At 37.3% G+C, this 24,559-nt stretch carries 17 protein-coding genes and 1 pseudogene; all 18 read left to right on the top strand.

Annotated elements, in window-relative coordinates:
• The first annotated feature begins 38 nt into the window (after positions 1-38).
• The 18 genes and pseudogenes from BLW31_RS04620 (at position 39) to BLW31_RS04540 (ending at position 24,544) form a co-directional block, all read left to right on the top strand.
• Positions 39-2,363: a glycoside hydrolase family 20 protein gene (locus BLW31_RS04620; protein ID WP_010537719.1), complete on the top strand. Its 2,325-nt coding sequence runs from the start codon at positions 39-41 to the stop codon at positions 2,361-2,363.
• Positions 2,363-4,438, top strand: a complete 2,076-nt coding sequence (locus BLW31_RS04615) for a glycoside hydrolase family 20 protein (RefSeq protein WP_029425513.1) — start codon at positions 2,363-2,365, stop codon at positions 4,436-4,438. Before BLW31_RS04620 ends, BLW31_RS04615 begins: the two co-directional genes overlap by 1 nt.
• Positions 4,439-4,452: 14 nt before the next feature.
• The gene (gene galB / locus BLW31_RS04610) at positions 4,453-6,957 is read left to right on the top strand and encodes a beta-galactosidase GalB (RefSeq protein WP_010537721.1); all 2,505 of its coding nucleotides are present in this window, start codon (positions 4,453-4,455) and stop codon (positions 6,955-6,957) included.
• Between the two features lie 347 nt (positions 6,958-7,304).
• On the top strand, positions 7,305-7,859 hold the full coding sequence (locus BLW31_RS04605) for a UpxY family transcription antiterminator (RefSeq protein ID WP_010537722.1): 555 nt from the start codon (positions 7,305-7,307) through the stop codon (positions 7,857-7,859).
• A gap of 170 nt (positions 7,860-8,029) precedes the next feature.
• Positions 8,030-8,923, top strand: coding sequence for a glucose-1-phosphate thymidylyltransferase RfbA (rfbA, locus tag BLW31_RS04600; protein ID WP_010537723.1), 894 nt, complete (start codon positions 8,030-8,032; stop codon positions 8,921-8,923).
• Positions 8,924-8,982: 59 nt separating this feature from the next.
• Positions 8,983-9,069 (top strand): annotated as a pseudogene (locus BLW31_RS24670) (dTDP-glucose 4,6-dehydratase); the annotation flags it as partial.
• A 49-nt stretch (positions 9,070-9,118) separates the two neighbouring features.
• Entirely contained in the window at positions 9,119-10,654 is a 1,536-nt protein-coding gene (locus tag BLW31_RS04595; protein WP_010537724.1) for a lipopolysaccharide biosynthesis protein, read from the top strand.
• A gap of 65 nt (positions 10,655-10,719) precedes the next feature.
• Entirely contained in the window at positions 10,720-11,814 is a 1,095-nt protein-coding gene (locus tag BLW31_RS04590) for an NAD-dependent epimerase/dehydratase family protein (protein WP_010537725.1), read from the top strand.
• A 13-nt stretch (positions 11,815-11,827) separates the two neighbouring features.
• Positions 11,828-13,600, top strand: coding sequence for a thiamine pyrophosphate-binding protein (locus tag BLW31_RS04585; protein WP_010537726.1), 1,773 nt, complete (start codon positions 11,828-11,830; stop codon positions 13,598-13,600).
• 2 nt (positions 13,601-13,602) lie between these two features.
• The gene (locus tag BLW31_RS04580; protein ID WP_010537727.1) at positions 13,603-14,844 is read left to right on the top strand and encodes a polysaccharide pyruvyl transferase family protein; all 1,242 of its coding nucleotides are present in this window, start codon (positions 13,603-13,605) and stop codon (positions 14,842-14,844) included.
• A 29-nt stretch (positions 14,845-14,873) separates the two neighbouring features.
• Complete coding sequence (locus tag BLW31_RS04575) at positions 14,874-16,421, top strand: hypothetical protein (RefSeq protein WP_022301105.1); 1,548 nt, start codon at positions 14,874-14,876, stop codon at positions 16,419-16,421.
• A gap of 22 nt (positions 16,422-16,443) precedes the next feature.
• Positions 16,444-17,451, top strand: coding sequence for a glycosyltransferase (locus tag BLW31_RS04570; protein WP_022301104.1), 1,008 nt, complete (start codon positions 16,444-16,446; stop codon positions 17,449-17,451).
• A gap of 57 nt (positions 17,452-17,508) precedes the next feature.
• A complete protein-coding gene (locus tag BLW31_RS04565) occupies positions 17,509-18,567 on the top strand; it encodes a glycosyltransferase family 2 protein (RefSeq protein ID WP_010537730.1) in 1,059 nt (352 codons plus the stop codon).
• Between the two features lie 9 nt (positions 18,568-18,576).
• Positions 18,577-19,776, top strand: a complete 1,200-nt coding sequence (locus BLW31_RS04560) for a polysaccharide pyruvyl transferase family protein (protein ID WP_010537731.1) — start codon at positions 18,577-18,579, stop codon at positions 19,774-19,776.
• Positions 19,777-19,840: 64 nt separating this feature from the next.
• A complete protein-coding gene (locus tag BLW31_RS04555; RefSeq protein WP_010537732.1) occupies positions 19,841-20,974 on the top strand; it encodes a Coenzyme F420 hydrogenase/dehydrogenase, beta subunit C-terminal domain in 1,134 nt (377 codons plus the stop codon).
• A gap of 36 nt (positions 20,975-21,010) precedes the next feature.
• A complete protein-coding gene (locus tag BLW31_RS04550; protein ID WP_010537733.1) occupies positions 21,011-21,934 on the top strand; it encodes an NAD-dependent epimerase/dehydratase family protein in 924 nt (307 codons plus the stop codon).
• A gap of 64 nt (positions 21,935-21,998) precedes the next feature.
• Complete coding sequence (locus BLW31_RS04545; RefSeq protein ID WP_224207179.1) at positions 21,999-23,069, top strand: glycosyltransferase; 1,071 nt, start codon at positions 21,999-22,001, stop codon at positions 23,067-23,069.
• Positions 23,070-23,137: 68 nt separating this feature from the next.
• The gene (locus tag BLW31_RS04540) at positions 23,138-24,544 is read left to right on the top strand and encodes an undecaprenyl-phosphate glucose phosphotransferase (RefSeq protein ID WP_010537735.1); all 1,407 of its coding nucleotides are present in this window, start codon (positions 23,138-23,140) and stop codon (positions 24,542-24,544) included.
• Positions 24,545-24,559: the final 15 nt, after the last annotated feature.

Below are 24,559 nucleotides of genomic sequence, written 5' to 3'. Positions count from 1 at the left end.
ACTAATTTATTAACTACTAACACCTAATTTTTTATTTTATGAAACAACTCCTAAAACTAACCGGATGTCTGGCACTGGCAGGGCTAATGAGTTCTTGCGGTTCAGTACAAGAAGAAGCCAATTATCAGATTATCCCGTTACCACAAGAAATTGTCACAACGCAAGTAAACCCCTTTATTCTGAAAAGCGGTGTGAAAATCCTCTATCCGGAAGGAAATGAGAAGATGCAACGTAATGCGAAATTCCTTGCTGAATACCTGAAGACTGCAACCGGCAGAGATTTCTCGATTGAAGCCGGAACAGAAGGAAAAAATGCAATAGTGCTGGCATTGGGATCGGAAGTAGAAAACCCTGAAGCTTATCAGTTGAAAGTCACCGACCAAGGTGTTACGATTACTGCCCCTACAGAAGCTGGAGTTTTTTATGGTATTCAAACGTTGCGTAAGTCATTGCCTATTGCACAGGGAGCTGACGTAGCACTGCCTGCTGTAGAAATTAAAGATGCCCCCCGCTTCGGTTATCGTGGTGCACATTTCGATGTCAGCCGTCATTTCTTCACAATAGATGAAGTGAAGACTTATATTGACATGCTGACCTTGCACAATATGAATCGTCTGCACTGGCATATCACTGATGACCAAGGATGGCGTCTGGAAATCAAAAAATATCCGAAGTTGACAGAGATCGGTTCTCAAAGATCAGGAACTGTAATCGGACGTAACTCAGGCGAATATGATAATACGCCTTATGGTGGATTCTATACGCAGGAACAGGCAAAGGAAATCGTTGACTATGCTGCTGAGCGTTATATTACCGTTATTCCGGAAATTGACCTTCCGGGACATATGCTGGCTGCACTTACTGCTTATCCAGAATTAGGATGTACCGGTGGCCCGTATGAAGTATGGAGACAATGGGGAGTAGCCGATGATGTGCTTTGTGCTGGAAATGATCAGGTCTTGAAATTTATAGAGGATGTATATACTGAATTGATAGATATCTTCCCGTCGGAATATATCCATGTTGGTGGTGACGAATGTCCGAAAGTTAGATGGGAAAAATGTCCGAAATGTCAGGCACGTATCAAAGCATTGGGATTGAAATCGGATAAGAACCATAGTAAGGAGGAACGTTTACAGAGCTTCGTTATCAATCATATCGAAAAATTCCTGAATGATCACGGACGTCAGATTATCGGTTGGGATGAGATTCTGGAAGGCGGACTTGCTCCTAATGCAACTGTTATGTCATGGCGTGGTGAAAGTGGTGGTATTGAAGCTGCCAAGCAGAAACACGATGTTATCATGACACCGAACACTTATCTGTATTTTGATTATTATCAAGCTAAAGATACTGAAAACGAACCTTTTGGTATCGGAGGTTATTTGCCAATCGAAAGAGTTTACAGCTACGAGCCCATGCCGGCTTCTCTTACTCCGGAAGAACAGCAATATATAAAAGGTGTACAAGCTAATCTTTGGACAGAGTATATTGCTACTTTCTCTCATGCTCAATATATGGTATTGCCTCGTTGGGCAGCTTTGTGTGAAGTACAGTGGTCAACACCTGATAAGAAGAACTATGAAGATTTCTTATCTCGTCTTCCACGACTGATTAAATGGTATGATGCAGAAGGATACAATTATGCAAAGCACGTATTTGATGTGAAAGCTGAATTTAATCCGAATCCGGCTGATGGTACTTTAGACATTATACTTTCTACAATCGACAATGCACCTGTCCATTACACTTTGGATGGTACTGAGCCGACTAGCGCTTCTCCAGTTTATGACGGTGTCTTGAAAGTCAAGGAGAATGTAGATTTCTCAGCTATTGCCATTCGTCCCACAGGAAATAGTCGTGTCGTTTCAGAGAAAATCAATTTCAGTAAATCAAGCATGAAGCCGATTGTTGCTAATCAGCCTGTGAATAAACAATATGAGTTTAAAGGTGTGACTACTTTGGTCGATGGCCTGAAGGGAAATGGTAACTATAAAACCGGACGTTGGATTGCATTTAGAGGTAATGATATGGATGTGACCATTGATTTCAAACAGCCTACCGAGATTTCAAGTGTTGCCATTTCTACATGTGTAGAGAAGGGAGACTGGGTATTTGATGCAAGAGAATTTTCTGTGGAGGTATCAGATGATGGCACGAACTTCAAGAAAGTGGCATCCGAAAACTATCCTGCAATGAAGGAAACTGATAAAAATGGCATCTATGACCATAAACTAACATTTACACCTGTAACAGCACAATATGTGAAAGTGATAGCTTCGCCCGAGAAAAGTATTCCGGAATGGCATGGTGGGAAGAATTATCCAGGTTTTTTATTTGTAGACGAAATTACTGTTAATTAATGGATATAAGAAAGAGATACACTAAAGTTTGTCTTTTCTTATGGGTAATCGGGATGTGCTTTTGTGCACATCCCATAAAAGCACAGTCCGTAATACCTGTTCCCTTAAAGATGGAGCAGGGTACGGGCTCTTTTTTACTTTCTGAAAAAACTAAGCTTTATACAAACTTACAAGGAGAAGAAGCTGCTCTTCTTGGCGACTATTTGAGAACTGCCTTATCACTACAATTTAAGGAAGGAAAGAAGAAAGATAAACAGAATGTCTTGTCTTTACTAATATCAGAAAAGAATCCTCTGCTGGTGTCACCGGAAAGTTATATACTGTCTGTTACTCCTGAGCATATTTTAATCAAAGCTTCTTCTGGGGCAGGACTATTTTATGGAATTCAGACATTGTTGCAGCTGTCTCAACCTTCGGGTACAGATTATTCTATAACTTCTGTTGATGTGCAGGATACCCCTCGTTTTGCCTATCGTGGAATGATGCTGGATGTTTCCCGTCACTTCCTCTCTAAAGAATTTGTGAAAAAACAGATAGATGCACTGGCATTTTATAAAATAAACCGATTGCATTTGCATCTGACAGATGCAGCAGGATGGCGACTTGAAATAAAGCAATATCCTTTGTTGACGGAATTTGCAGCTTGGCGTACAGATGCTAACTGGAAGAAGTGGTGGAACGGCGGACGGAAATATCTTCGTTATGATGAACCCGGTGCTTCCGGTGGTTACTATACTCAAGATGATATGAAGGAGATTATTGCATATGCACGACAACATTATATCACAATCATTCCTGAAATAGAGATGCCTTCTCACTCGGAAGAAGTATTGGCTGCCTATCCGCAATTATCCTGTTCGGGCGAACCATACAAGAATGCTGATTTCTGCGTGGGGAATGAAGAGACATTTACTTTCCTGGAAAATGTATTAACTGAGGTAATGGAACTTTTTCCATCGGAATATATACATATAGGCGGTGATGAAGCTGGTAAGGGGGCATGGAAGACTTGTCCGAAATGTCAGAAAAGGATGCAGGATGAACATCTTTCTAATGTAGACGAACTGCAGAGTTATCTGATTCATCGTGTAGAACTGTTCCTGAATGCTCACGGACGTAAGTTGTTGGGATGGGATGAAATCCTCCAAGGTGGTTTGGCTCCTAATGCTACTGTAATGTCATGGCGTGGCGAAGAAGGAGGCATTGCTGCTGTACGTTCTGGTCATCAGGCAATAATGACACCCGGTAAATATTGCTATTTGGATAGTTACCAGGACGCTCCATATTCTCAGCCGGAAGCTATCGGAGGGTATCTGCCATTGGAGAAAGTTTATTCGTACAATCCAGTCTCAGATTCTTTAACCGTAGAACAGGCAGAACTTGTTTATGGTGCGCAGGGTAATCTCTGGGCTGAGTATATTCCTACACCGGAACATATGGAGTATATGATATATCCTCGTATCTTGGCTTTGGCAGAAGTGGCGTGGTCAGCTCCTGAACGTAAATCATGGCCCGATTTCCATAATCGTGCTTTAAAAGCGGTTGATGATTTGCAAGCAAAGGGATATCATACCTTTGATCTTAAAAATGAGATTGGAAGTCGTCCGGAGTCTTTAAAACCGATCAACCATCTGGCTGTAGGGAAGAAGGTTATTTATAATGCTCCCTATAGTCCTCATTATCCGGCTCAGGGAAATACAGCTCTGACTGATGGTATTCGTGGCGACTGGACCTATGGAGATGGATCTTGGCAAGGATTTATCGATAAAAAACGTTTGGACGTTATAATTGATATGGGGGCAAGGACTTCCATCCATTCGGTTTCTGCCGATTTTATGCAAGTAGTAGGAGCAGAAGTCTTTCTGCCTGAGTCCGTCCTTATTTCTGTTTCCGATGATGGGACCAGCTTCACAGAGTTGAAACAATACACTTCTAAGGTTAATAAAGAGGAAGCTATTAAATTTATTAGTGTTTCATGGGAAGGCAATGCTAAAGGTCGGTATATACGCTATCAAGCTTGCGCCGGAGAAGAATTTGGCGGATGGATATTTACGGATGAAATAGTTGTGAAATAATTAGATGTATATTTATGACTTTAAATATTAAGAATTTATTAGGAATAGCCGTGCTTTTTTCTTTCTCTGTGATCAGTGCGCAAGTACGTACCTCATACACTTTTGAGAAAGGATGGAAGTTTACGCGTGAAGATAATGCCGATTTTATTCAGCCTGACTATAATGACGTCAAGTGGCAATCGGTAGTAGTACCTCATGACTGGGCTATTTATGGACCTTTTGGTATAGATAATGATAAGCAGTTGACCGCCATTGCCCAAGACGGGCAGAAAGAGGCAATGGAGCATGCCGGACGTACGGGGGGGCTTCCTTTTGTGGGGGTAGGCTGGTATCGGCTGAATTTTGATGCTCCTTCTTTTGCTAAGGGTAAAAAGGCAACATTGATTTTTGATGGAGCTATGAGCCATGCACGTGTATATGTCAACGGTCAGGAGGCTGGCTATTGGCCCTATGGATACAATACTTTCTATCTGGATGTAACCCCTTATCTGAAAGAGGGGATGATGAATACTTTGGCTGTTCGTCTGGAGAATGAAACGGAATCCTCCCGCTGGTATCCGGGAGCCGGACTTTACAGGAATGTGCATTTGGTAGTGACGGAAGATGCACATATTCCGACATGGGGTACACAGTTAACTACTCCGGTAGTAAAGGACGACTATGCGAAAGTTAATATAAAGACTACTTTGGTTGTACCTTCCGGAAAACAATTTGATGCTTATCGTATTGTGACTGAACTAAAAGATAAAAATGGAAAGGTAGTAACTACCAATGAAAAACAAGGTACTCGTTTTGATGATAATGTCTTTAGTCAGGAACTTGTTGTTACTCATCCGGCTTTATGGAGTCCGGAAACTCCTGTCCTGTATCAAGCCGTCTCTAAAGTCTATGAAGGCAATACATTGAAAGATGAATATGTAACATCATTCGGTATCCGTACTATTGAAGTCATTCCCAACAAAGGATTTTTCCTGAATGGGAAGAGAACTCCATTCAAAGGTGTATGCAATCATCATGATCTCGGTCCTTTGGGAGGTGCCGTAAATGATGCCGCCATCCGTCATCAGATTCGTATCCTGAAAGATATGGGCTGTAATGCGATCCGTACTTCTCATAATATGCCTGCTCCTGAATTGATCAGAGCTTGTGATGAGATGGGAATTATGGTGATGGCAGAATCGTTTGATGAATGGAAAGCTATGAAGGTAAGGAACGGCTATCGCCATGTTTTTGACGAATGGGCAGTGAAGGATTTGACGAACTTAATACGCCATTATCGTAATAATCCGAGTGTGGTGATGTGGTGTATCGGAAATGAGGTTCCCGAACAGTGGGATGGGAATAAAGGACCTAAAATGTCTTATTTCCTGCAAGAAATCTGTCATCGTGAAGACCCGACCCGTCCTGTCACACAGGGGATGGATGCACCGGATGCCGTTGTCAATAATAATATGGCTGCAGTAATGGATGTTGCCGGATTTAACTATAGACCGCATAAATATCAGGAAAATTATAAAAAGCTTCCCCAGCAGATTGTTTTGGGGAGTGAGACTGCTTCTACAGTTAGCTCTCGTGGAGTATACAAATTCCCCGTTACCCGTCAATGGATGAAGAAGTATGACGATCATCAGTCTTCTTCTTATGATGTAGAGTCTTGCTCCTGGTCCAATCTTCCCGAAGATGACTTTATCCAGCATGAAGATCTGCCTTATTGTATAGGAGAGTTTGTTTGGACAGGATTCGATTATCTGGGCGAACCGACTCCCTATTATACAGATTGGCCTAGTCATTCTTCCCTGTTTGGTATTATCGATTTAGCAGGTTTGCCGAAAGATCGCTACTATCTCTATCGCAGTCACTGGAATAAAGAAGAGGAAACACTGCATATTCTTCCTCATTGGAACTGGGCGGGACGTGAAGGAGAGATAACTCCTGTCTTTGTCTATACTAACTATCCTTCAGCTGAATTATTTATCAATGGAAAGAGTCAGGGAAAACGTACCAAAGACCTTTCTGTAACCATCAATAATAGTGCCGACTCTGTTTCAATAATGAACTTGAAGCGTCAGAGTCGTTATCGTCTGATGTGGATGGATACAAAATATGAGCCGGGTACGGTGAAAGTTGTGGCTTATGATGCAAATGGTAAAGCTGTAGCTGAAAAAGAACTTCATACAGCCGGTACTCCCGACCATATTGAATTGGTAGCTGATCGTGATGTTATTAAGGCAGACGGGAAAGATCTCTCTTTTGTGACAGTACGTGTAGTAGACAAAGATGGTAATCTGTGTCCAGATGCCTCCCATGAGATTAGTTTCAAAGTGAAAGGAGCAGGCACTTATCGTGCAGGAGCTAATGGGAATGCGGCTTCTTTGGAATCTTTCCAGCGTCCGAGGATGAAAGTCTTTAGTGGCATGATGACTGCTATTGTGTCTTCAACAGAACAATCGGGGAAAATAACCCTTGAAGCTACGGGTAAGGGCTTAAAAAAGGGAGTCTTGATCATTGAAAGCCGCTAGGAAGCTAAGAAGTAAGAAATGTCGTTGTAATATGTGTAATTCCTCTAAGTGTATCGCTATGAAACACTTAGAGGAATTTCTGTTGGCTCAGGCAAGAGTTTAACATCTTGGTGGGCAAAATAAAAGCTGTAAAAGTATGTTCTTTTATTAATTTGTATTACTTTTGCATCGTTTTAGTACTGTATCCGTTTCTCTATGAACCTTGGTTCTTATATGGAGATAAGATAAAAAGGCTAAATCCTTAAGAGATGCGCTACTGCTTCATAAATGGATTTCATTTGTGGAAGTCAGGGCGCTTTTGTCTTTTAAGTAAGTGATGAAATAAAAACAAGGGGTAATGGGTGATAATGAATGATTTGGACAAAGAACGACAAACAGAGGGAAGGAAGGCATGGTATGCCATACAAACCTTCTATTGTAAAGAAGAGCATTTGGGGAAATATTTGGAGGAAAAAGGGGTAAATTATTTTATTCCGATGCGTTTTGTAGAGTATGAGACACTCGATGGTAAAAAGCATCGGAAGCTGACTCCAGCTGTACACAATCTGCTGTTTATCGAGAAAGAATTTACGGAAAAGGAACTATTAGAGAGGGTAAAGGATTGTACTATACCTTTTCTGCTTGTTCGTGACCGGAGTACACGGCGGTGTTATGAAATTCCAGACCATGAGATGTTGGAATTCCGTGCCGTATGCGATCCTAATTATAAAGGAACTCTTTATGTCGATACAGTTACAGCAGAAGCCCGTCCCGGACAAGCAGTTCGGGTGATCCGTGGCCCGTTTGCCGGACTCGAAGGCAAACTTACGCAATACAAGAAGAGCTATTACGTAGTTGTTACGTTGGCTACTATCGGCGTCATGCTGCACATTCCAAAGTGGTATTGCGAAAAAATCAACTAATCATAACATTACGATCATCTGGTCGACACCTTGTCGTCGGACAACTTATGTCTGGCTTGTAGAACTATTTTTCAAATTCAGAAGATAATCTATTTATTTAATAAAATATTCAGTTTTTGAGTAGAAGGATATATCCTGCTATTCTAATTTTGAGTACTCATAACAAATCAATGAAAGGAATCGTTTTAGCCGGTGGTTCAGGTACCCGTTTGTATCCGATCACAAAAGGAGTGAGCAAACAACTGCTCCCTATCTTTGATAAGCCAATGATTTATTACCCTATTTCAGTGCTGATGTTGGCTGGTATCCGTGAGATTTTAATAATTTCTACTCCTTATGATCTTCCAGGCTTTAAACGCCTTTTGGGAGATGGTTCAGATTATGGTGTGCGTTTCGAATATGCGGAGCAGCCTTCTCCGGATGGATTGGCCCAGGCTTTTATTATCGGAGAAGAATTTATCGGTAACGATTCTGCTTGTTTAGTGCTCGGTGATAATATTTTCTATGGACAAAGTTTCACCCGTATGCTTAAAGAGGCTGTTCGTACTGCAGAAGAAGAAAATAAAGCTACTGTTTTCGGATATTGGGTTGCTGATCCAGAACGATATGGTGTTGCTGAATTTGATAAAGAGGGAAATGTCTTAAGTATAGAAGAAAAACCTGTTCAGCCAAAATCTAATTATGCAGTAGTTGGTCTTTATTTCTATCCTAATAAAGTGGTGGAGGTAGCTAAAAATATCAAACCGTCTTCGCGTGGTGAATTAGAGATTACGACAGTGAATCAGCAATTCCTGAATGATCAGGAACTTAAAGTGCAGCTACTGGGGCGTGGATTCGCCTGGCTAGATACGGGAACGCATGATTCTCTTTCAGAAGCCAGTACTTTTATTGAAGTTATAGAAAAACGTCAAGGTTTGAAAGTAGCCTGCTTGGAGGGTATCGCTTTGCGTCATGGATGGATAACTGAAGATAAAATGCGCGAACTGGCCAAGCCTATGTTGAAGAATCAATATGGACAATATTTGCTTAAAGTCGTAGATGAATTAAAAATGAGTTGTTTATAATCTATAATTGCTCTGATAAGTATAATTATATAGATGCAAACTTCAGTTTTAATGATTAACCTGTATATGGCAAAAGAGAAAATGTATGTGATTGGTTGTACGTCATTGATCATGCTCGTGCTATTGATGTGATTTTTCATAATGGGGGGAGATAGCCAAAACTTATACCATACACTAGATTAGTACTAAATAATAATGACAGAATATTCTAGTAATAATAAGCGAATAGTTAAAAATACATTATTGCTATATATCCGTATGATGTTTACAATGGCAGTGGCGTTGTTTACAAGTCGTGTAGTGTTAAATGCTCTTGGAATTAGCGATTTTGGTATTTACAATGTTGTTGGTGGGTTTATAGCAATGTTTACTGTACTAAGTGGTAGCTTTTCTAATGCAATTACGCGTTTTATAACTTTTGAGTTAGGTAAGAAAGATTCTCAAAGGTTAAATGCTGTCTTTTGTACAGGTGTAAATATTCAGTTGATAATGTCTGTGGTAATTGTTATTGCGGCAGAAATTATAGGTCTGTGGTTTTTGAATTATCACATGAGTATTCCTGATGACAGATTGAATGCTGCTCATTGGGTATTACAATGTGCTATTGGTGCATTTGTTCTAAATTTGATAAGTGTTCCGTTTAATGCTGAAATTATAGCTCACGAAGAAATGGGGGCTTATGCTGTGATTAGTATTGTTAATGCAGTTCTACAGTTAATTATTGCATATATGCTGTACTTGTCGCCATTAGACAAGTTGAAAACATATTCGGTATTATATTTGGTTGTTGCATTTATTATTCGTATAATATATGGTATTTATTGCAGGCGTAAGTTTGAAGAATGTACCTATCATTTACTTCTTGATAAAGACTTGTTTTCCGAAATGGGTAAATTTGCTGGTTGGAACTTTCTAGGTTCATCAGCTTTTATGCTGAACACACAAGGCGTAAATATGCTGATGAATATTTATTTCGGTGTGGCAGCAAACGCAGCTCGTGGTATTGCCGTACAAGTTGATTCGGCAGTAAAATCTTTCGCCAATAGTTTTACTACAGCAATTAATCCTCAGATAACGAAATCTTATTCTGCAGGAGAATTGGATTATATGTATCAATTGGTTTGTCGTGGAGCAAAGTTTAGTGCATTTCTATTTCTGTTTATTGCGGTGCCTATTGTGCTTGAAACACCGACAATACTGAAAATTTGGCTTAAAACTGTTCCAGAATATACGATTGTGTTTGTAAGGCTGATAGTGTTTTCTTCATTTGTAGATTCTCTATTAGGAAATTCATTTTGGACTGCTATTATGGCAACTGGTAAGATAAAAGGCTATCAGATAGTCATAGCAATTGTCGGGGTTATGGTTTTTCCTTTTTCATGGTTATGTTTTGAATTTGGTTGTGGTCCTGAATCTACTTATATTGTATACATAATTATTTATTGTATAGCATTGCTGGTTCGTTTGTATTTTATGAAAGTACTATTATATATGCCATTGAGTTATTTCTTTAGAGATGTATTGGGACGTGTAGCTGGCGTTATGTTATTAACATTTATAATCCCATTACCATTACTTTTGGTTTTAGACGGTGGTTGGATTAGATTATCTGTTGTTTGTTTGTGCAGTTTGCTTGTAACATCTACTGTTGTTTATACAATAGGTCTCACACAGAATGAGAAAGTTACTGTTACGTCCAAGTTAAAGAAAATCGTACAGAGGTTTTCATAAGAATGTAATTTTTGCAAAAGTCTTAAAGCGGAATATATGAATTTAAATGTAAAAAGTGGCATTTTATGAATAATCAAAGATTAAAAATTTTATTATTGGGTGGAACTGGGGCGATGGGAATACATCTTTCGAAGATATTGAATAATCAAGGGGAGGATGTGTATGTGACTACACGTAGAGAACGTAAAGGTGTAGGAATTACTTATATACAGGGTAATGCACATGAAACCGCTTTCTTAAGTGATATTTTACGAAAGTATCATTTTGATGTACTTATTGATTTTATGATTTATAATACATCAGAGTTTGCAGATAGAGTGGATTTGCTGTTATCTTCCGTAGGACAATACATTTTTCTGTCGAGTTCCAGAGTTTATGCCGATTCGGAAACTCCTATAACGGAAAATTCTCCGCGTCTTTTAGATGTATATAAAGATGAAGAATATCTCAAAACAGATGAATATGCTCTTAGTAAGGCGCGGCAAGAAGATATTCTTCACAGATCCGGAAAAAATAATTGGACAGTTATTCGCCCGTATATTACATATAGTGAAATTCGTTTGCAATTAGGTGTGTTAGAAAAAGAATTATGGCTTTATCGTGCTTTGAATGGACGAACAATCGTTTTTTCAAAGGACATCGCAGAAAAAAGTACTACGCTTACATATGGGTATGATGTAGCATTGGGAATAGCATCAATAATCGGTAAAGAAACAGCATTAGGGGAGGCATTCCATATAACATCGGATGAAAGTTATACATGGAAGGAAATATTGGAAATCTATCTTGATACTATAGAAAAGAAAACTGGGATGCGTCCAAAAGTGCTGTTACTTGATAAAAGTCCACATTTAGAATGGATAGGTGCGAAATGGCAGGTTATATTGGATAGATATTATAACAGGCGGTTTGATAATAGTAAGATACAGCAGTATATAGATACATCTCAATTTGTACGAACCGAAAGTGGACTAATATCTTGTCTTGAATCTTTTCTTTGTCATCCTCAATTTAAAAAAATGGGATGGGGTATACAGGGTACATATGACAGAATAACTGGAGAGTGGGCTCCATTTAGTGAGATCTCTATAATAAAAGATTGTATAAGTTATTTGCTTCATAGAACTGTAGTGCCCCCAAAAAGTAAATTGTCAATATAAATATCAGATAAATATGAAAGAGTATTATTCAGCAGAGCGTAATGTACAGATTGTTATAGCTTTGCTTAAAGCCTATAATATAAAGAAAATAGTTGCAAGTCCAGGTACTACTAATATACCTTTTGTATGTAGTGCTCAAAATGACTCTTATTTTGAAATGTATTCATGTGTTGATGAACGTTCGGCAGCATATATGGCCTGTGGACTTTCGGCAGAATCTGGTGAGCCTGTCGTATTAACATGTACAGGCGCTACCGCATCTCGCAACTATTTTTCAGGTTTGACAGAGGCTTTTTATCGCAGACTTCCGATTTTAGCATTGACTTCAACACGTCCATTGTCATATATTGGTAACCATTTAGCCCAAGTTATTGATCGTACGGCAGTTCCAAATGATATTGTAAAAATTAGTGTGTTTGCCCCTCTTGTAAAAGACAGTAATGATGAATGGGATTGCCAATTGAAGGTCAACAGAGCGTTGATTGCATTAAAGAAAGATGGGGGGGGGCCTGTACATATTGATTTGGAAACAAACAGTAGCTTTGATTTTTCTGTGCAAGAAATAAAAGATGTTCATGCTATACAGTATATTACGATACGTGATACTTTTCCAATATTACCGAAAGGACGTATTGCTATTTTTGTCGGTTCGCATACAACCTTTACACAAGAACTTACTGTAGCAATAGATATTTTCTGTGAAAACAATAATGGTGTCGTTTATTGTGATCAAACAAGCAATTATCGTGGAAAGTATAGGATTATGTCTTCTTTGTTGGGATGCCAAGATAAATACAAGAGCGTTGCTTGCCATATGGATCTACTCATTTATATCGGTGATATATGTGGTGCTTATGAATCAGTGCTGCTTATGCCTAAGGCAAAGACTGTTTGGCGTGTAAGCGAAGATGGTATTATTCGCGATCCTTCACATAGTTTATCGAAGATGTTTTATATGCAGGAGGTTGACTTCTTTAATCATTATATTGAAGCGCAGACGAATGAAAAGAACTTATCCTTTTATAATGAATGTAAGCAAGATTACGATCATCTTTATTCACTGATATCGAAGAAAATACCATTTTCGAATATTTGGCTAGCATATGAGTTGTCTCCACGTATCCCGGAAGGTAGTGTGATGCATTATGCTATTTTAAACTCATTACGTGCATGGAGTTTCTTTGAAACGCCTAATACTGTGAGGGGATATAGTAATGTAGGGGGATTTGGTATTGATGGTAATATTTCTGCGTTGATAGGTGCTTCATTGTATAATAAGGATAGATTGTATTTCGGTATAATAGGTGACTTGGCATTTTTCTATGACATGAATACATTAGGCAATAGACATGTAGGGAAAAATGTCAGAATATTACTTGTAAATAATGGCAAAGGTATGGAATTTCGTAACTATACACATCCAGCCTCACGTTTTAGCGATGTACTTGTGGACCAGTATATGGATGGTGCTGGGCATTTTGGACAGAAGTCAATATCGTTGGTACGTCATTACGCTGAAGATTTAGGATATGAATATCTAACAGCTTCCTGTAAAGTAAGTTTTAGTAAAAATGTAGAACGTTTTCTTATTCCTGAGATTACAGATAAACCTATGATTTTTGAGGTTTTTACAGAACAAGTTGATGAGAATGAGGCTTTGTATACAATACGTAATTTAGAAAAGTCTACAGATAAGATTATGGAAAGTATAGCAAAGAAATTAATTGTCAATGTAGCAGGGGAAGAGGGATTTGAAAAAGTGAAAAAAATAATTAGAGGTAGATAATAATGAAAATTGGTATATTGACATTTTATCGTGTAGCTAATTTTGGAGCTAATTTGCAGGCGTTATCTACTTATAGTTACCTATGTAAACATGGACACGAGGTAGTATTTCTTGAATATGTATCTTTTCAAACAGTATGGTTAAGATTAGTCTCATATTACAAGAACTTTATAAAGCCAAAACGTAGCTATTTGCAGTTGGCAGAACATTTTAAGTTTATTGATAATAATATGAAAGAGCAAATACCACATTTGCTAACTGCTGACCGAGTAAGGAATGCTATAAAAAAACATGGAATTGATGCTGTGATAATAGGTTCTGATGCAGTTGTACAGAATTGGCCGTTATTTTCAACATTAAAGTTAGGTAAACGGCGTCCATATTGGATTGAGCCATTGCCTTCAGAACGTCGTTACCCCAATCCTTTTTGGGGGTATGGTTTTTCTGATATCATACCTACGGCTATGATGTCTGTGTCATCACAGAATAGTAAATATCAGAAATTTAGTAGGTATATGCTTAAGCGCATGGGCAAAAGTTTGAAAAGACTGAAATATATTTCGGTGCGTGATGCTTGGACCAAGGACATGATGCTTGCTGCAGGACCTGAACTTTCAATTGACATCACTCCAGATCCTGTTTTTGCTCTTAATCAAAATGTAGGAGAAAAGATACCTTTGGAAGAGGATATTCGTAATCGTTTTGTTCTTCCCGATAAATATGTATTGATAGGGATGCGAACTCAGATCTTGTCTATACCTTTTCTTGAAGCTCTAAATGACGCTATGCGGATAGAAGGTAAAGAGTGTGTTGCTTTCCCTATAGATGGAGCAATGGCATTCAGTCATCCATTTAAACACTCAATATCTATACCACTTTCTCCACTTGATTGGTATGCTTTGATTAAATATTCAGCAGGATATATAGGAAGCAATATGCACCCTATCGTATCTAGTTTGGCGAATGGTGTTCCTTGTTATAGTTTAGATAATTGGGGAAGTACAAATTTCTGGGGAAAAAAGGAAAATAATGCTAGTAGCAAAGTTTTTGATATTTTGAAACAATACGGGTTGGAGAATAATTGGGCTCAAATAGAAAATAATGTATGTAATGTTACTGTTAATGAAATAGTTAAGAGACTAAAAGAATATCCAATTGAACAGGTTATTACAATTTCAAAGGTAAGATATGCAAAATATGAAAAAATGATGCAGGATATTATTGAATCTCTGTTTGGCAGATAAGTATATTCAAAATCTTTTGAATATTAAGAATGAAAAGTTACAATACTCTTAGAATCATAAAGAAAGCTATTACTATATATATGCTATTTTGCATAGTTATAGAATGCATAGCTTTTCCTGCTCTTGAAAATCTGTTTGGTTGTGTGGTACTACTATATGGGTGGCTATTTATAAGTCGGACAGTATTGAAAGTAGATTTTTTATATCATTATTTTATACCTTTTGTTGCGATTTTCTTTTATGGAATTTGCTTTTTTGCTTTACCATTAGGCGTAACATTGATAGAAGGTAAACCTATAACTTTCCGTTTTAATGTACCCTATATTACGTTTTTCAATTTAATGCTGAATGTGACAACTATTGTATTGGCGTTTCATACTTGTCGACGGATATATAAAGAAGGGTGGCTTTTAGGTATATGGAAAAAACTTGGATATTTTAAAGTTCCTACAGAAGCTCAAATATGGGCTATGGCCGGTGCGGGCATTTTTGCCTTACTATACAATATAACTATTCAAGGGACTGATATGATGGACGCAGAGAATAAAGGTGCTTGGGGACAAATTATGAATCAAATGACTAAGTTTGCAATACTTCCAATCGCTATGCTTTTTCCCAAATATTATGGTCGGAAGAATACCGCGATTCCTCGTACTTCATTGATTGTCTACTTTTCTTTTATCATTTTTTTAGCAATTGTTACTACTAAAAGAACATTGATGTTTACCGGCATAGTCTCATGGGGGCTTATGGCTTTCTTGGTCGTTTTACTTGAAAACAAAAAATTATTTAAGACAAAAACAAATATTCTGATAATTATTGGATTATATTTGGTGACAGGGCCTGTTGCAGACTTGGCTACGGCTATGATATTGAATAGGCAATCAGCTTATTCAAGCAAAGCAGGGGAAACATTTACCAATATTTGGAAGTTGTATTCTGATAAAGAGAAATTGCATAATGCTTATAACATGGCATCTTTGTCTAATTCTGATAATGGAGGAGATAATTTCTATGCTTGGAGTGAATATTATGTAGACAATATTTTATTGGACAGAATATGTAATCTTCGTACTCAAGACTTGACATTGGATTATGCCACTAAATTAGGGTATGACAATTCAAAGATGCACAGATATGCTGAAAATTTCCTCATGTTTCAAATACCTACGCCTATTTTGGATATTTTCGGGTATACAACTAATAAATTTGATAGCAACTACACACCTGGTGATTTACTCTCTACAGAAGGGCTTGGTCTCAAGAATATGTATAAAGGGTTTCGTGTCGCAGGCGATTCAGGTATAGGGCTTTATTGGATGGGATATTCTTATTATATTTTCGCGTTCTTTATATACGTTTTAGTTTTCTACTTTTTTTCTTCATTGGTTTCTACGAAGTTACAATTTATTATTCCTATTCCCATTATAATAGCTTTGTTGAAATATATGACCTATTTTAATAATTCTACAGGCATCTTTAAAAGTTTGAATCTCATACTTAGAAATGGAATGCAGGATATTTTATTGTATGTAATATTGTTTGGTGTAATTCGTTTAATAATTAGACAAAAATAAGTTGTGATAAATGCATTGTAAAATGAAATATGGAATAATACAACCAACATATGCTCTTACAAATAATAGTGGTGTAATGGTACAATGTAAAATGTGGGCAGAGGGATTAAGAAAATTGGGGCATGAGGTCTTGTTAATAAACTTCTGGGATAAAAATGAATGGAAAAGTTTTGATGCGATTATTGTAGTCAGTTTTTCATTGGGATTAAGGATCTTGATTAAGGACTTGTTTAAAAATAACGCCAACTTGGTTATGGCTCCTATTATTGACCCTAGCATACCAGCTTGGCGTTATAAGTTTTATTGTAAGTGGTGGGGAAATCAGAAATATTTAGGATTGACATCTCGTTTTCATGACTTATGGTTGTCTAAAGACTGGTTTAAACTTTGGTTAGTTCGTTCTGAAGAAGAACGTCACTATACTAATTACTGTTTAGAACGTTCACAAAAGATAATTAAAAAAGTTCCATTACATTTTCGTATTCCGCCTATAGAAGAGATGCCGCTTAAAGAAAATTTCTGTTTTCATGCTAGTCGATTGGCTTCAACTAATAAAAATGTTCCTCGTCTTATTGAAGCTGCAAAGAAGTATGGTTTTAATTTGAAATTAGCAGGTTATCTTCACGGAGTATTAGAAAAGAATTGGCTTGAAACTTTAATAGGTGATGCAGAAAATATAGAATATGTTGGTGAAGTATCTGAGAAGGAGTTATGGAATTTATATAAGCATGCTAAAGTTTTTGCTTTGCCGTCACTTCAAGAGGGGGTTGGAATGGTAGCATTAGAAGCAGCAGCATATGGATGTGAAATAGTATTAACTAACTATGGTGCCCCTAAAGAATATTATGGGGGGCGGGCAATATTGGTGAATCCTATGAATGTTGATGAAATAGGTGAAGCTATAATGACTGCAATGAATAGAGGTTATGCTCAACCAGAACTGATGTACTATATGAATGAAAACTATAGTGAAAAGGCCTGCTGTCAATTGCTTGATAAATATATTCAGGAGGCTATATCTTTAAAATAGTCGGAATATACGTCTTATGTGAAGTTTTATGTTAGTTGTAATTTTATTCCAATAAGAATGAACAAACCTTCTATTTCAATAATTGTTCCCTGTTATAATGTTGAAGAATTCCTTAATGAAACCATTGAATGTATTCTAAATCAAACTTACCAGGATTGGGAACTACTACTGGTAAACGATGGTTCTAAAGACTTTACTCCGCAAATATGCGATGAATATGCAAACAAAGATAAACGAATTAAAGTAATTCATAAAGAGAATGGCGGACTTGTGTCAGCACGCAATGCTGGATATGATGCAGCAATAGGTGATTGGCATATGTATTTAGATGGTGATGACTGGATAGACATAAATACTTGTGAGAAATTGATGTTCTATCTTTCTAGGCATACGGATGTGGATATAGTATTTTGGAAATGTATTCAGGAGTTAGGTGATATCTCCATTAAAGGAAAATGGGAATGGATATGTTCGGAGCAAGAGCATATTTACATAGATGATGAGTGCCATGATTTAGCCAGACATACTCTTATCTACAAAAGTGGTATTGCAACAGCTTACTGTAAACTGATACGAGCAGATTATGCGAAAAGGAATGGGATAAGACATAATGATCGTCTGAAACAAGGAGCCGAAGGACTAGAGTTCTCTTTACGTTCATTTTATCATGCAAAGAAAGTTCTTTTTGTTAATGAATATTTTAATCATTATAGATATAATCCTAACTCAATATCTAAGAAGGTTGATGAAAAAAATACTGGATATTTGGTAGACTGCTTTCATGTAATTCAGGAAAATATTGAAACATTTCCAGACAAAAAAGTATTTATCGAACCGTTATACCAAAGAGTGGCTTATGTGGTTATAGCTATAGCAATGAGTACTTACTTCCATCCTGATAATAAGGATTCTGTGTTTAAGAAGATAAACAAGTTTGCAAAGGTTATTAAAGAGAACGATTTATTCTCGACATCTATTGCTAAATGCACTACTACAGGAATGGATAAACAACGTAAATTGACACTAACTTTTATTAGACTACATATATATATTATGCTTCCATTTATTGGCTGGTTAAAACAATATTGTCTAAAAAAAGGAAAATATAATTATTGATATATCAGTATGACTAATAAAAAACTAGCTCTTGTCACTTGCTATTTTCAACCCAATTATGGGAGTCAGTTGCAGGCATATGCTACCCAGTTACTATTTGATAAGATGAAAGTAGAAAATGTAACAATCTGCATAGATGGGTTGCAAAGTGAGATTAATAAAGCGAAATATCGTTATTTCTTGAGCAGAATATGGGATATTAATACAGTAAAAGATAAGTGGGCAACGGTGAAAAAAATGACAGCTATCTATACTAAGGGGAAGGAATATCGGGATAGCATGGCTTTACGTAAAGAAATGTTCAAGAGCTTCAGCCAAACTAAATTCCATATTTCTGAGGTTTACAACTCGAAGCAAGAGCTTGCCAATGCTGCGCACGAATATGCGGCTTTTATAGTAGGCAGTGACCAGTTGTGGTTACCTTCAAATATTGAGGCTAATTACTATACGTTGAATTTTGTTCCTGACAATGTGCCTAAGATAGCTTTAGCTACTAGTTTTGGTATAGCAAGACTTCCTAAACGACAGGCGCAGAAAGCTGCGAAATTTCTGAAGCGGCTGGATTTTTGCTCCGTACGTGAATTAAGCGGACAGAAAATAGTGAAAGAACTTACGGGAAGAGAAATCCCTGTGGTTTGTGATCCGACTATCCTTTTCGCCGCCGAAGAATGGGATGGTATCACAAAGAAGGAACATTTTGTTAAGGAGCCCTATCTGTTTTGTTATTTTCTCGGCAACAATCCAGAGCAGCGGGATTTTGTGAAACGTTTCAAGGAGAAAACTGGTTATAAGATTGTGCAGCTACAGCATTGCGATGAGTATATAAAAAGCGATGTAGGATTTCCAGATTATACTCCCTATAATGTCGGTCCTGCAGAGTTCGTACAGTTGATTCGGGATGCGGAGTATGTGTTTACAGATTCGTTTCATTCGTCTGTATTTTCTTTGTTGTATGGGAAACGGTTCTTTACTTTCAGGCGGTATAATAATGATGGCATTGTTTCTACAAATGGTCGTTTGTACTCATTGCTTTCGTTGGTAGGATTAGAGGAAAGACTTTTAAAAGCGGATGAAGACGTGGAGAAGTGTATGTTAATGCAGATTGATTATATAAAGATACATAGAAAATTAGAAACATTAAGAGAATTCACCAAACAATATATAAAAGAGGCTTTGTTCCAATCGGGTATAAATTATGATAACTATTAAAGATAAGTGCTCGTGTTGTGGCTGTTCAGCCTGTGCGTCTGTATGTCCGAAGCATTGCATAACCATGTGTGAAGACGATGAAGGTTTTCTTTATCCGGCTGCAGATGAGAATACATGTATAGAGTGTGGATTATGTGAGGTCGTTTGCCCTGTGATTCATGTACAACCAGATGTTGAGAAGGAACAAAGGGCATACTTGGTACAGCATAAAAATGAGCAGGTATTACGTGAAAGTACTTCTGGCGGCGCATTTACGGCTATTGCTAGATGGGTGCTTGATAGAGGAGGTGTTGTTTGTGGTGCAGGTTTCAGCACTGATTTTGAGGTGGTGCATCAGTGGGCTAATTGTTATGAAGATTTGAGAATGTTTCGTAATAGCAAATATGTACAGAGCAGAATAGGTAACACATACAAGGAAGCGAAACAGTTTCTTATGGAAGGAAAGTGTGTTTTATTCAGTGGTACTCCTTGCCAGTTGGAGGGATTGTTTTCTTTTTTGAGAAAGCCATATGAGAATTTGGTTACGGTAGACGTAGTCTGTCATGCTTGTCCATCTCCATTAGTTTATCGAAAATATTTGGAAGCACAAAAAAAGAAAATAGGATCTGAATTTACGAATATATTGTTTAGAGATAAATATTATGGATATAAATATTCAACTATGTCTATTATTGGATGTAATGATTCTATAGAGTATCATGAGGGAATTGATACAGATATTATGATGCGTGCTTTTTTTGCTAACATGAGTGTTCGTCCTAGTTGTTATCAATGTGCATTTAAAAAACGTTATCGTAATACAGATTTTACAATATGGGATTGTTTCGATGTTGACAAGTTCAGTAAGGAATTGGATAATGACAAAGGGGTAACTCGTATCTTAGCTCATTCAGATTTAGCCAATATTATATTGAAAGAATCCAGTTCTCAGTTGAAAGTACTGGAAATAAATTCAAACAAGGCTGTAGAAGGAGTGAAAGAAATGTTTCATTCCGTTAGCATGAATCCTAAACGTGAAGCCTTTTTTGTCGATTTAAATCTGCTGGATGCAGAAGTTTGTTTCCATAAATATTTTCCTGTAACCTTACGACATCGTTTGGAAAAGCAAGCTCGCCTGTGGACTGCTCGCTTGGGATTGTATAAATATATAAAAAAAATATTCAAAGCGATTAATGGGAATCGGGAAATTAAAAGATAGCTACAGCAAAGACTTGGAGAATAAAAATACAATTTTATGAATATATTATTTATCGGGGGAGCAGGTTTTATAGGATCTAGTTTGGTGAAGCGTTTTATTTCTGATGAAAAGCATTCAGTATTTATTTTGGAACCAGAGTTTGCTGATATATCAAGACTTAAAGATTATAATTTGACAGTCTTTAGAAGTTCTTTGAGCAATATAAATGAAGTGAAGAATATTCTTTTGACCAATAAGATAGAAGTGGTGGTGCATTTAGTGTCAACATTGATTCCCGGCAGTACCTATGATGACTATATCGGTGAATTTAAGAATGTTATATTTCCTTCTATTGAACTGATGGAATTCTGTGCTAATGAAGACATTAAGTTTGTCTATTTTTCCTCGGGAGGGACAATTTATGGTAACAGAACAACATTTCAACCATTTGTAGAAACAGATAGCATGGAACCAATATCCTATTATGGATGGTCAAAGCAAATGATGGAAAATAGTATTTTGTTTAAGAATAGAACTCAGAAGCTAAAATTTCTCATTGTGAGACCTTCCAATCCTTATGGTCATGGGCAAAATCTGTATGGAAAACAAGGATTAGTAGCAGTGGCTATAGGTAAAATTATAGAAAATAAACCTGTAGAAGTGTGGGGAGATGGTTCTGCCATTCGTGACTATATCTATATAGAAGATCTCGCTAATATCTTTTATCAACTGATAAATAAGGATGTTTGTAATGAAACAATCAATTTGGGAAGTGGGAGAGGGTTTTCTGTGAATGATGTACTTGCCTTTTTGAAAATCATTTCAAAGGCAGATTTTAAAATTGAGTATAAAAATGCGCGTCCTGTAGATGTTTCCAATATGGTTCTTGATATAGAAAAAATGAAACAGTTTGTAGATGTGACTTTGACGCCAATGTTGGATGGTATTTCTTCATTCTATCATGAATCAATAAAGATATAATACTATGTTAAGGATAGCTGTAATAGCCGGTGTATTGCACTCGGGCGGTAAACGTAATCTAATAATGGAATACTATCGTCATATAGATCGTACAAAAGTGCAATATGATTTTATCTGCGATTCAGATTCAAATGGTATTCCCGAAGAAGAAATCAAAGCTTTGGGTGGGAGAGTATATAAGGTGGCACCATATAAGAATCTTATTACACATTTGAAGGATACATATAAGATTCTGAAGGAGAATAAGTATGAAGTGATGCATGCTTTTGATAATACGCTCAATATATTTCCTATGTTTTTGGGTAGAATAGCCGGAGTTAAAGTGAGGATATCCGAAAGTATATCGAAAGGTGATAAAAATGAAAAGAAAACACTCATAAAGTATGCCTTACGTCCTTTTTCTCATTGGTTTGCAAATTGTTATATGGCTAATTCTATAGATTGTGGCATTTGGCAATTTGGTAAGAAGACTTATGATAAAGGAGAGGTAAGTATATTTAAGACAGTGATTAATGCAGATACTAATGCTTTTGATGACAAACTTAGAGAAAGTACCCGAAAGAAGTTTGGCTGGGAAAATAAAGTGATATATGGGTTTATTGGTAGATATGTTCCACAGAAAAATCCATTATTCCTAATAGATATTTTCAATGAAATTACAAAAAAACAGGAAAATGCAACTCTGGTAATGATCGGATTTGGAGAGTTGGAGAATGAAATGCATGATCGGATTCAGAGTTATGGGATTACTGACAGAGTTATGAATTTAGGGCGCAGGGATGATATAAACCAGTTTTATAATGCTTTTGATACTTTCTTATTGCCCAGTTTATATGAAGGAATGCCTGTTGTAGGGATAGAGGCACAATGTGCAGGACTTCCTATTTTTTTTTCTAAGAATATCACTGAGGAGACAACGGCATCCGAACTTGCACATTACATTGGATTAGAAGAATCTCCGGTTATATGGGCTGATAAAATAGTTAAAGTGGTTGAAGATTATATGCCTAAACGCAGGAGTTATGCAGCTGAAGTGAAGATAAATGGTTTTGACTCTAAGAGTGAAGCATTAAGAATGCAGAGTTTCTATTTAGCTCAAATAAATTCAGTGGATGGATATGAACGGAATTCCTAAACGTTTACTGTCTAATATGCAGGTGTAAAATCTAAAATATCATTAGTCAATATATAAATGAATAATTTATGCAGGAAGTCCAACGTTTTAATAAAGTCCTAAAATTCATTGTCCTTTTAGGAGATGTTCTTTTATTGAACTTGCTGTTGTGGGGATTTGAACTAATTTTTGGAACCCGGTTCTATTCAGGAGTTTCTTCTTCCCTTTATCAGGGAATGGTGCTGTTGAGTTTGTGCTATTTGGTATGTAATATTCAGTCAGGAGTAATTTTGCATCATCCGGTAGTTCGTCCGGAGCAGATCATGATCCGTGTGCTTCGCAACATGGTTCCTTTTGTTTTGTTTTCCATTTGCTTTTTGTCACTTTTTCATTTTGAATTTTTCCGTTCACGGTTATTTGGATTGTATTATGTAGCTTTGCTGGTCATCTTAATTTGCTACCGTCTTGCATTTCGTTATTTCTTGGAGCTTTATCGTGAAAAAGGGGGAAATGTCCGTATGGTTGTACTCGTCGGCAGTCACGAGAATATGCAGGAACTTTATCATTCAATGACGGACGATCCTACTTCCGGTTATCGTGTGATGGGATATTTTGAAGATTCTCCTTCCGGCTGCTATCCGGAAGAAGTTGCATATTTGGGGCAACCGAAAGAAGCTGTTGAATATCTGGAACAAAATGCAGGCAAGATAGCACAACTCTATTGCAGTCTCCCTTCCGTGCGAAGTGCGGAGATTGTTCCGCTCATTAATTATTGCGAGAACCACTTGGTGCGTTTTTTTAGTGTGCCCAACGTTCGTAACTATTTGAAACGGAGGATGTATTTTGAATTGCTGGGCAATGTTCCCGTGTTATCTATCCGCCGCGAACCATTGGAACTTCGTGAGAATCGTGTTTTAAAACGCATCTTTGATATCATATCCTCATCGGTATTCCTGTGTACTATTTTTCCTTTAGTTTATATAATCGTAGGGATAGCTATCAAACTTAGCTCGCCGGGCCCCATCTTCTTTAAACAAAAACGCAGCGGCGAAGACGGACGTGAGTTCTGGTGCTATAAATTCCGTTCTATGAAGGTGAATGCGCAGTGTGATATTCTTCAGGCTACAGCAAATGATCCTCGTAAAACACGTATTGGCGAGTTTATCCGTAAGACGAGCATTGATGAACTGCCTCAGTTTATCAATGTCCTGAAAGGAGATATGTCCGTTGTCGGCCCTCGTCCTCATATGCTGAAGCATACAGAAGAATACGCACAGGTGATTAATAAGTTCATGGTCCGCCATTTTGTGAAACCCGGAATTACCGGTTGGGCACAAGTGACCGGATATCGCGGCGAGACAAAAGAACTTTGGCAGATGGAAGGTCGTGTGAGTCGTGACATATGGTATATTGAACATTGGACATTTATGCTTGACCTGTATATAATCTATAAAACCGTATATAATGCTGTCCACGGAGAAAAGGAAGCGTATTAAGAAATAGAGATGCAT

Origin of the sequence: Bacteroides faecis MAJ27 (genome assembly GCF_900106755.1) — a bacterium.
Lineage (GTDB): Bacteria > Bacteroidota > Bacteroidia > Bacteroidales > Bacteroidaceae > Bacteroides > Bacteroides faecis.
This window is presented reverse-complemented; position numbering and strand designations above follow the sequence as displayed.

What these genes read in the sequence shown, in the direction of transcription:
- galB (WP_010537721.1), top strand. Translation starts at nt 4,453, where the DNA reads ATGACTTTAAATATTAAGAATTTATTAGGAATAGCCGTGCTTTTTTCT.
- BLW31_RS04595 (WP_010537724.1), top strand. Translation starts at nt 9,119, where the DNA reads ATGACAGAATATTCTAGTAATAATAAGCGAATAGTTAAAAATACATTA.
- BLW31_RS04570 (WP_022301104.1), top strand. Translation starts at nt 16,444, where the DNA reads ATGAAATATGGAATAATACAACCAACATATGCTCTTACAAATAATAGT.
- BLW31_RS04605 (WP_010537722.1), top strand. Translation starts at nt 7,305, where the DNA reads ATGAATGATTTGGACAAAGAACGACAAACAGAGGGAAGGAAGGCATGG.
- BLW31_RS04590 (WP_010537725.1), top strand. Translation starts at nt 10,720, where the DNA reads ATGAATAATCAAAGATTAAAAATTTTATTATTGGGTGGAACTGGGGCG.
- BLW31_RS04540 (WP_010537735.1), top strand. Translation starts at nt 23,138, where the DNA reads ATGCAGGAAGTCCAACGTTTTAATAAAGTCCTAAAATTCATTGTCCTT.
- BLW31_RS04615 (WP_029425513.1), top strand. Translation starts at nt 2,363, where the DNA reads ATGGATATAAGAAAGAGATACACTAAAGTTTGTCTTTTCTTATGGGTA.
- rfbA (WP_010537723.1), top strand. Translation starts at nt 8,030, where the DNA reads ATGAAAGGAATCGTTTTAGCCGGTGGTTCAGGTACCCGTTTGTATCCG.
- BLW31_RS04555 (WP_010537732.1), top strand. Translation starts at nt 19,841, where the DNA reads ATGTGTGAAGACGATGAAGGTTTTCTTTATCCGGCTGCAGATGAGAAT.
- BLW31_RS04550 (WP_010537733.1), top strand. Translation starts at nt 21,011, where the DNA reads ATGAATATATTATTTATCGGGGGAGCAGGTTTTATAGGATCTAGTTTG.
- BLW31_RS04560 (WP_010537731.1), top strand. Translation starts at nt 18,577, where the DNA reads ATGACTAATAAAAAACTAGCTCTTGTCACTTGCTATTTTCAACCCAAT.
- BLW31_RS04585 (WP_010537726.1), top strand. Translation starts at nt 11,828, where the DNA reads ATGAAAGAGTATTATTCAGCAGAGCGTAATGTACAGATTGTTATAGCT.
- BLW31_RS04565 (WP_010537730.1), top strand. Translation starts at nt 17,509, where the DNA reads ATGAACAAACCTTCTATTTCAATAATTGTTCCCTGTTATAATGTTGAA.
- BLW31_RS04545 (WP_224207179.1), top strand. Translation starts at nt 21,999, where the DNA reads ATGGAATACTATCGTCATATAGATCGTACAAAAGTGCAATATGATTTT.
- BLW31_RS04620 (WP_010537719.1), top strand. Translation starts at nt 39, where the DNA reads ATGAAACAACTCCTAAAACTAACCGGATGTCTGGCACTGGCAGGGCTA.
- BLW31_RS04580 (WP_010537727.1), top strand. Translation starts at nt 13,603, where the DNA reads ATGAAAATTGGTATATTGACATTTTATCGTGTAGCTAATTTTGGAGCT.
- BLW31_RS04575 (WP_022301105.1), top strand. Translation starts at nt 14,874, where the DNA reads ATGAAAAGTTACAATACTCTTAGAATCATAAAGAAAGCTATTACTATA.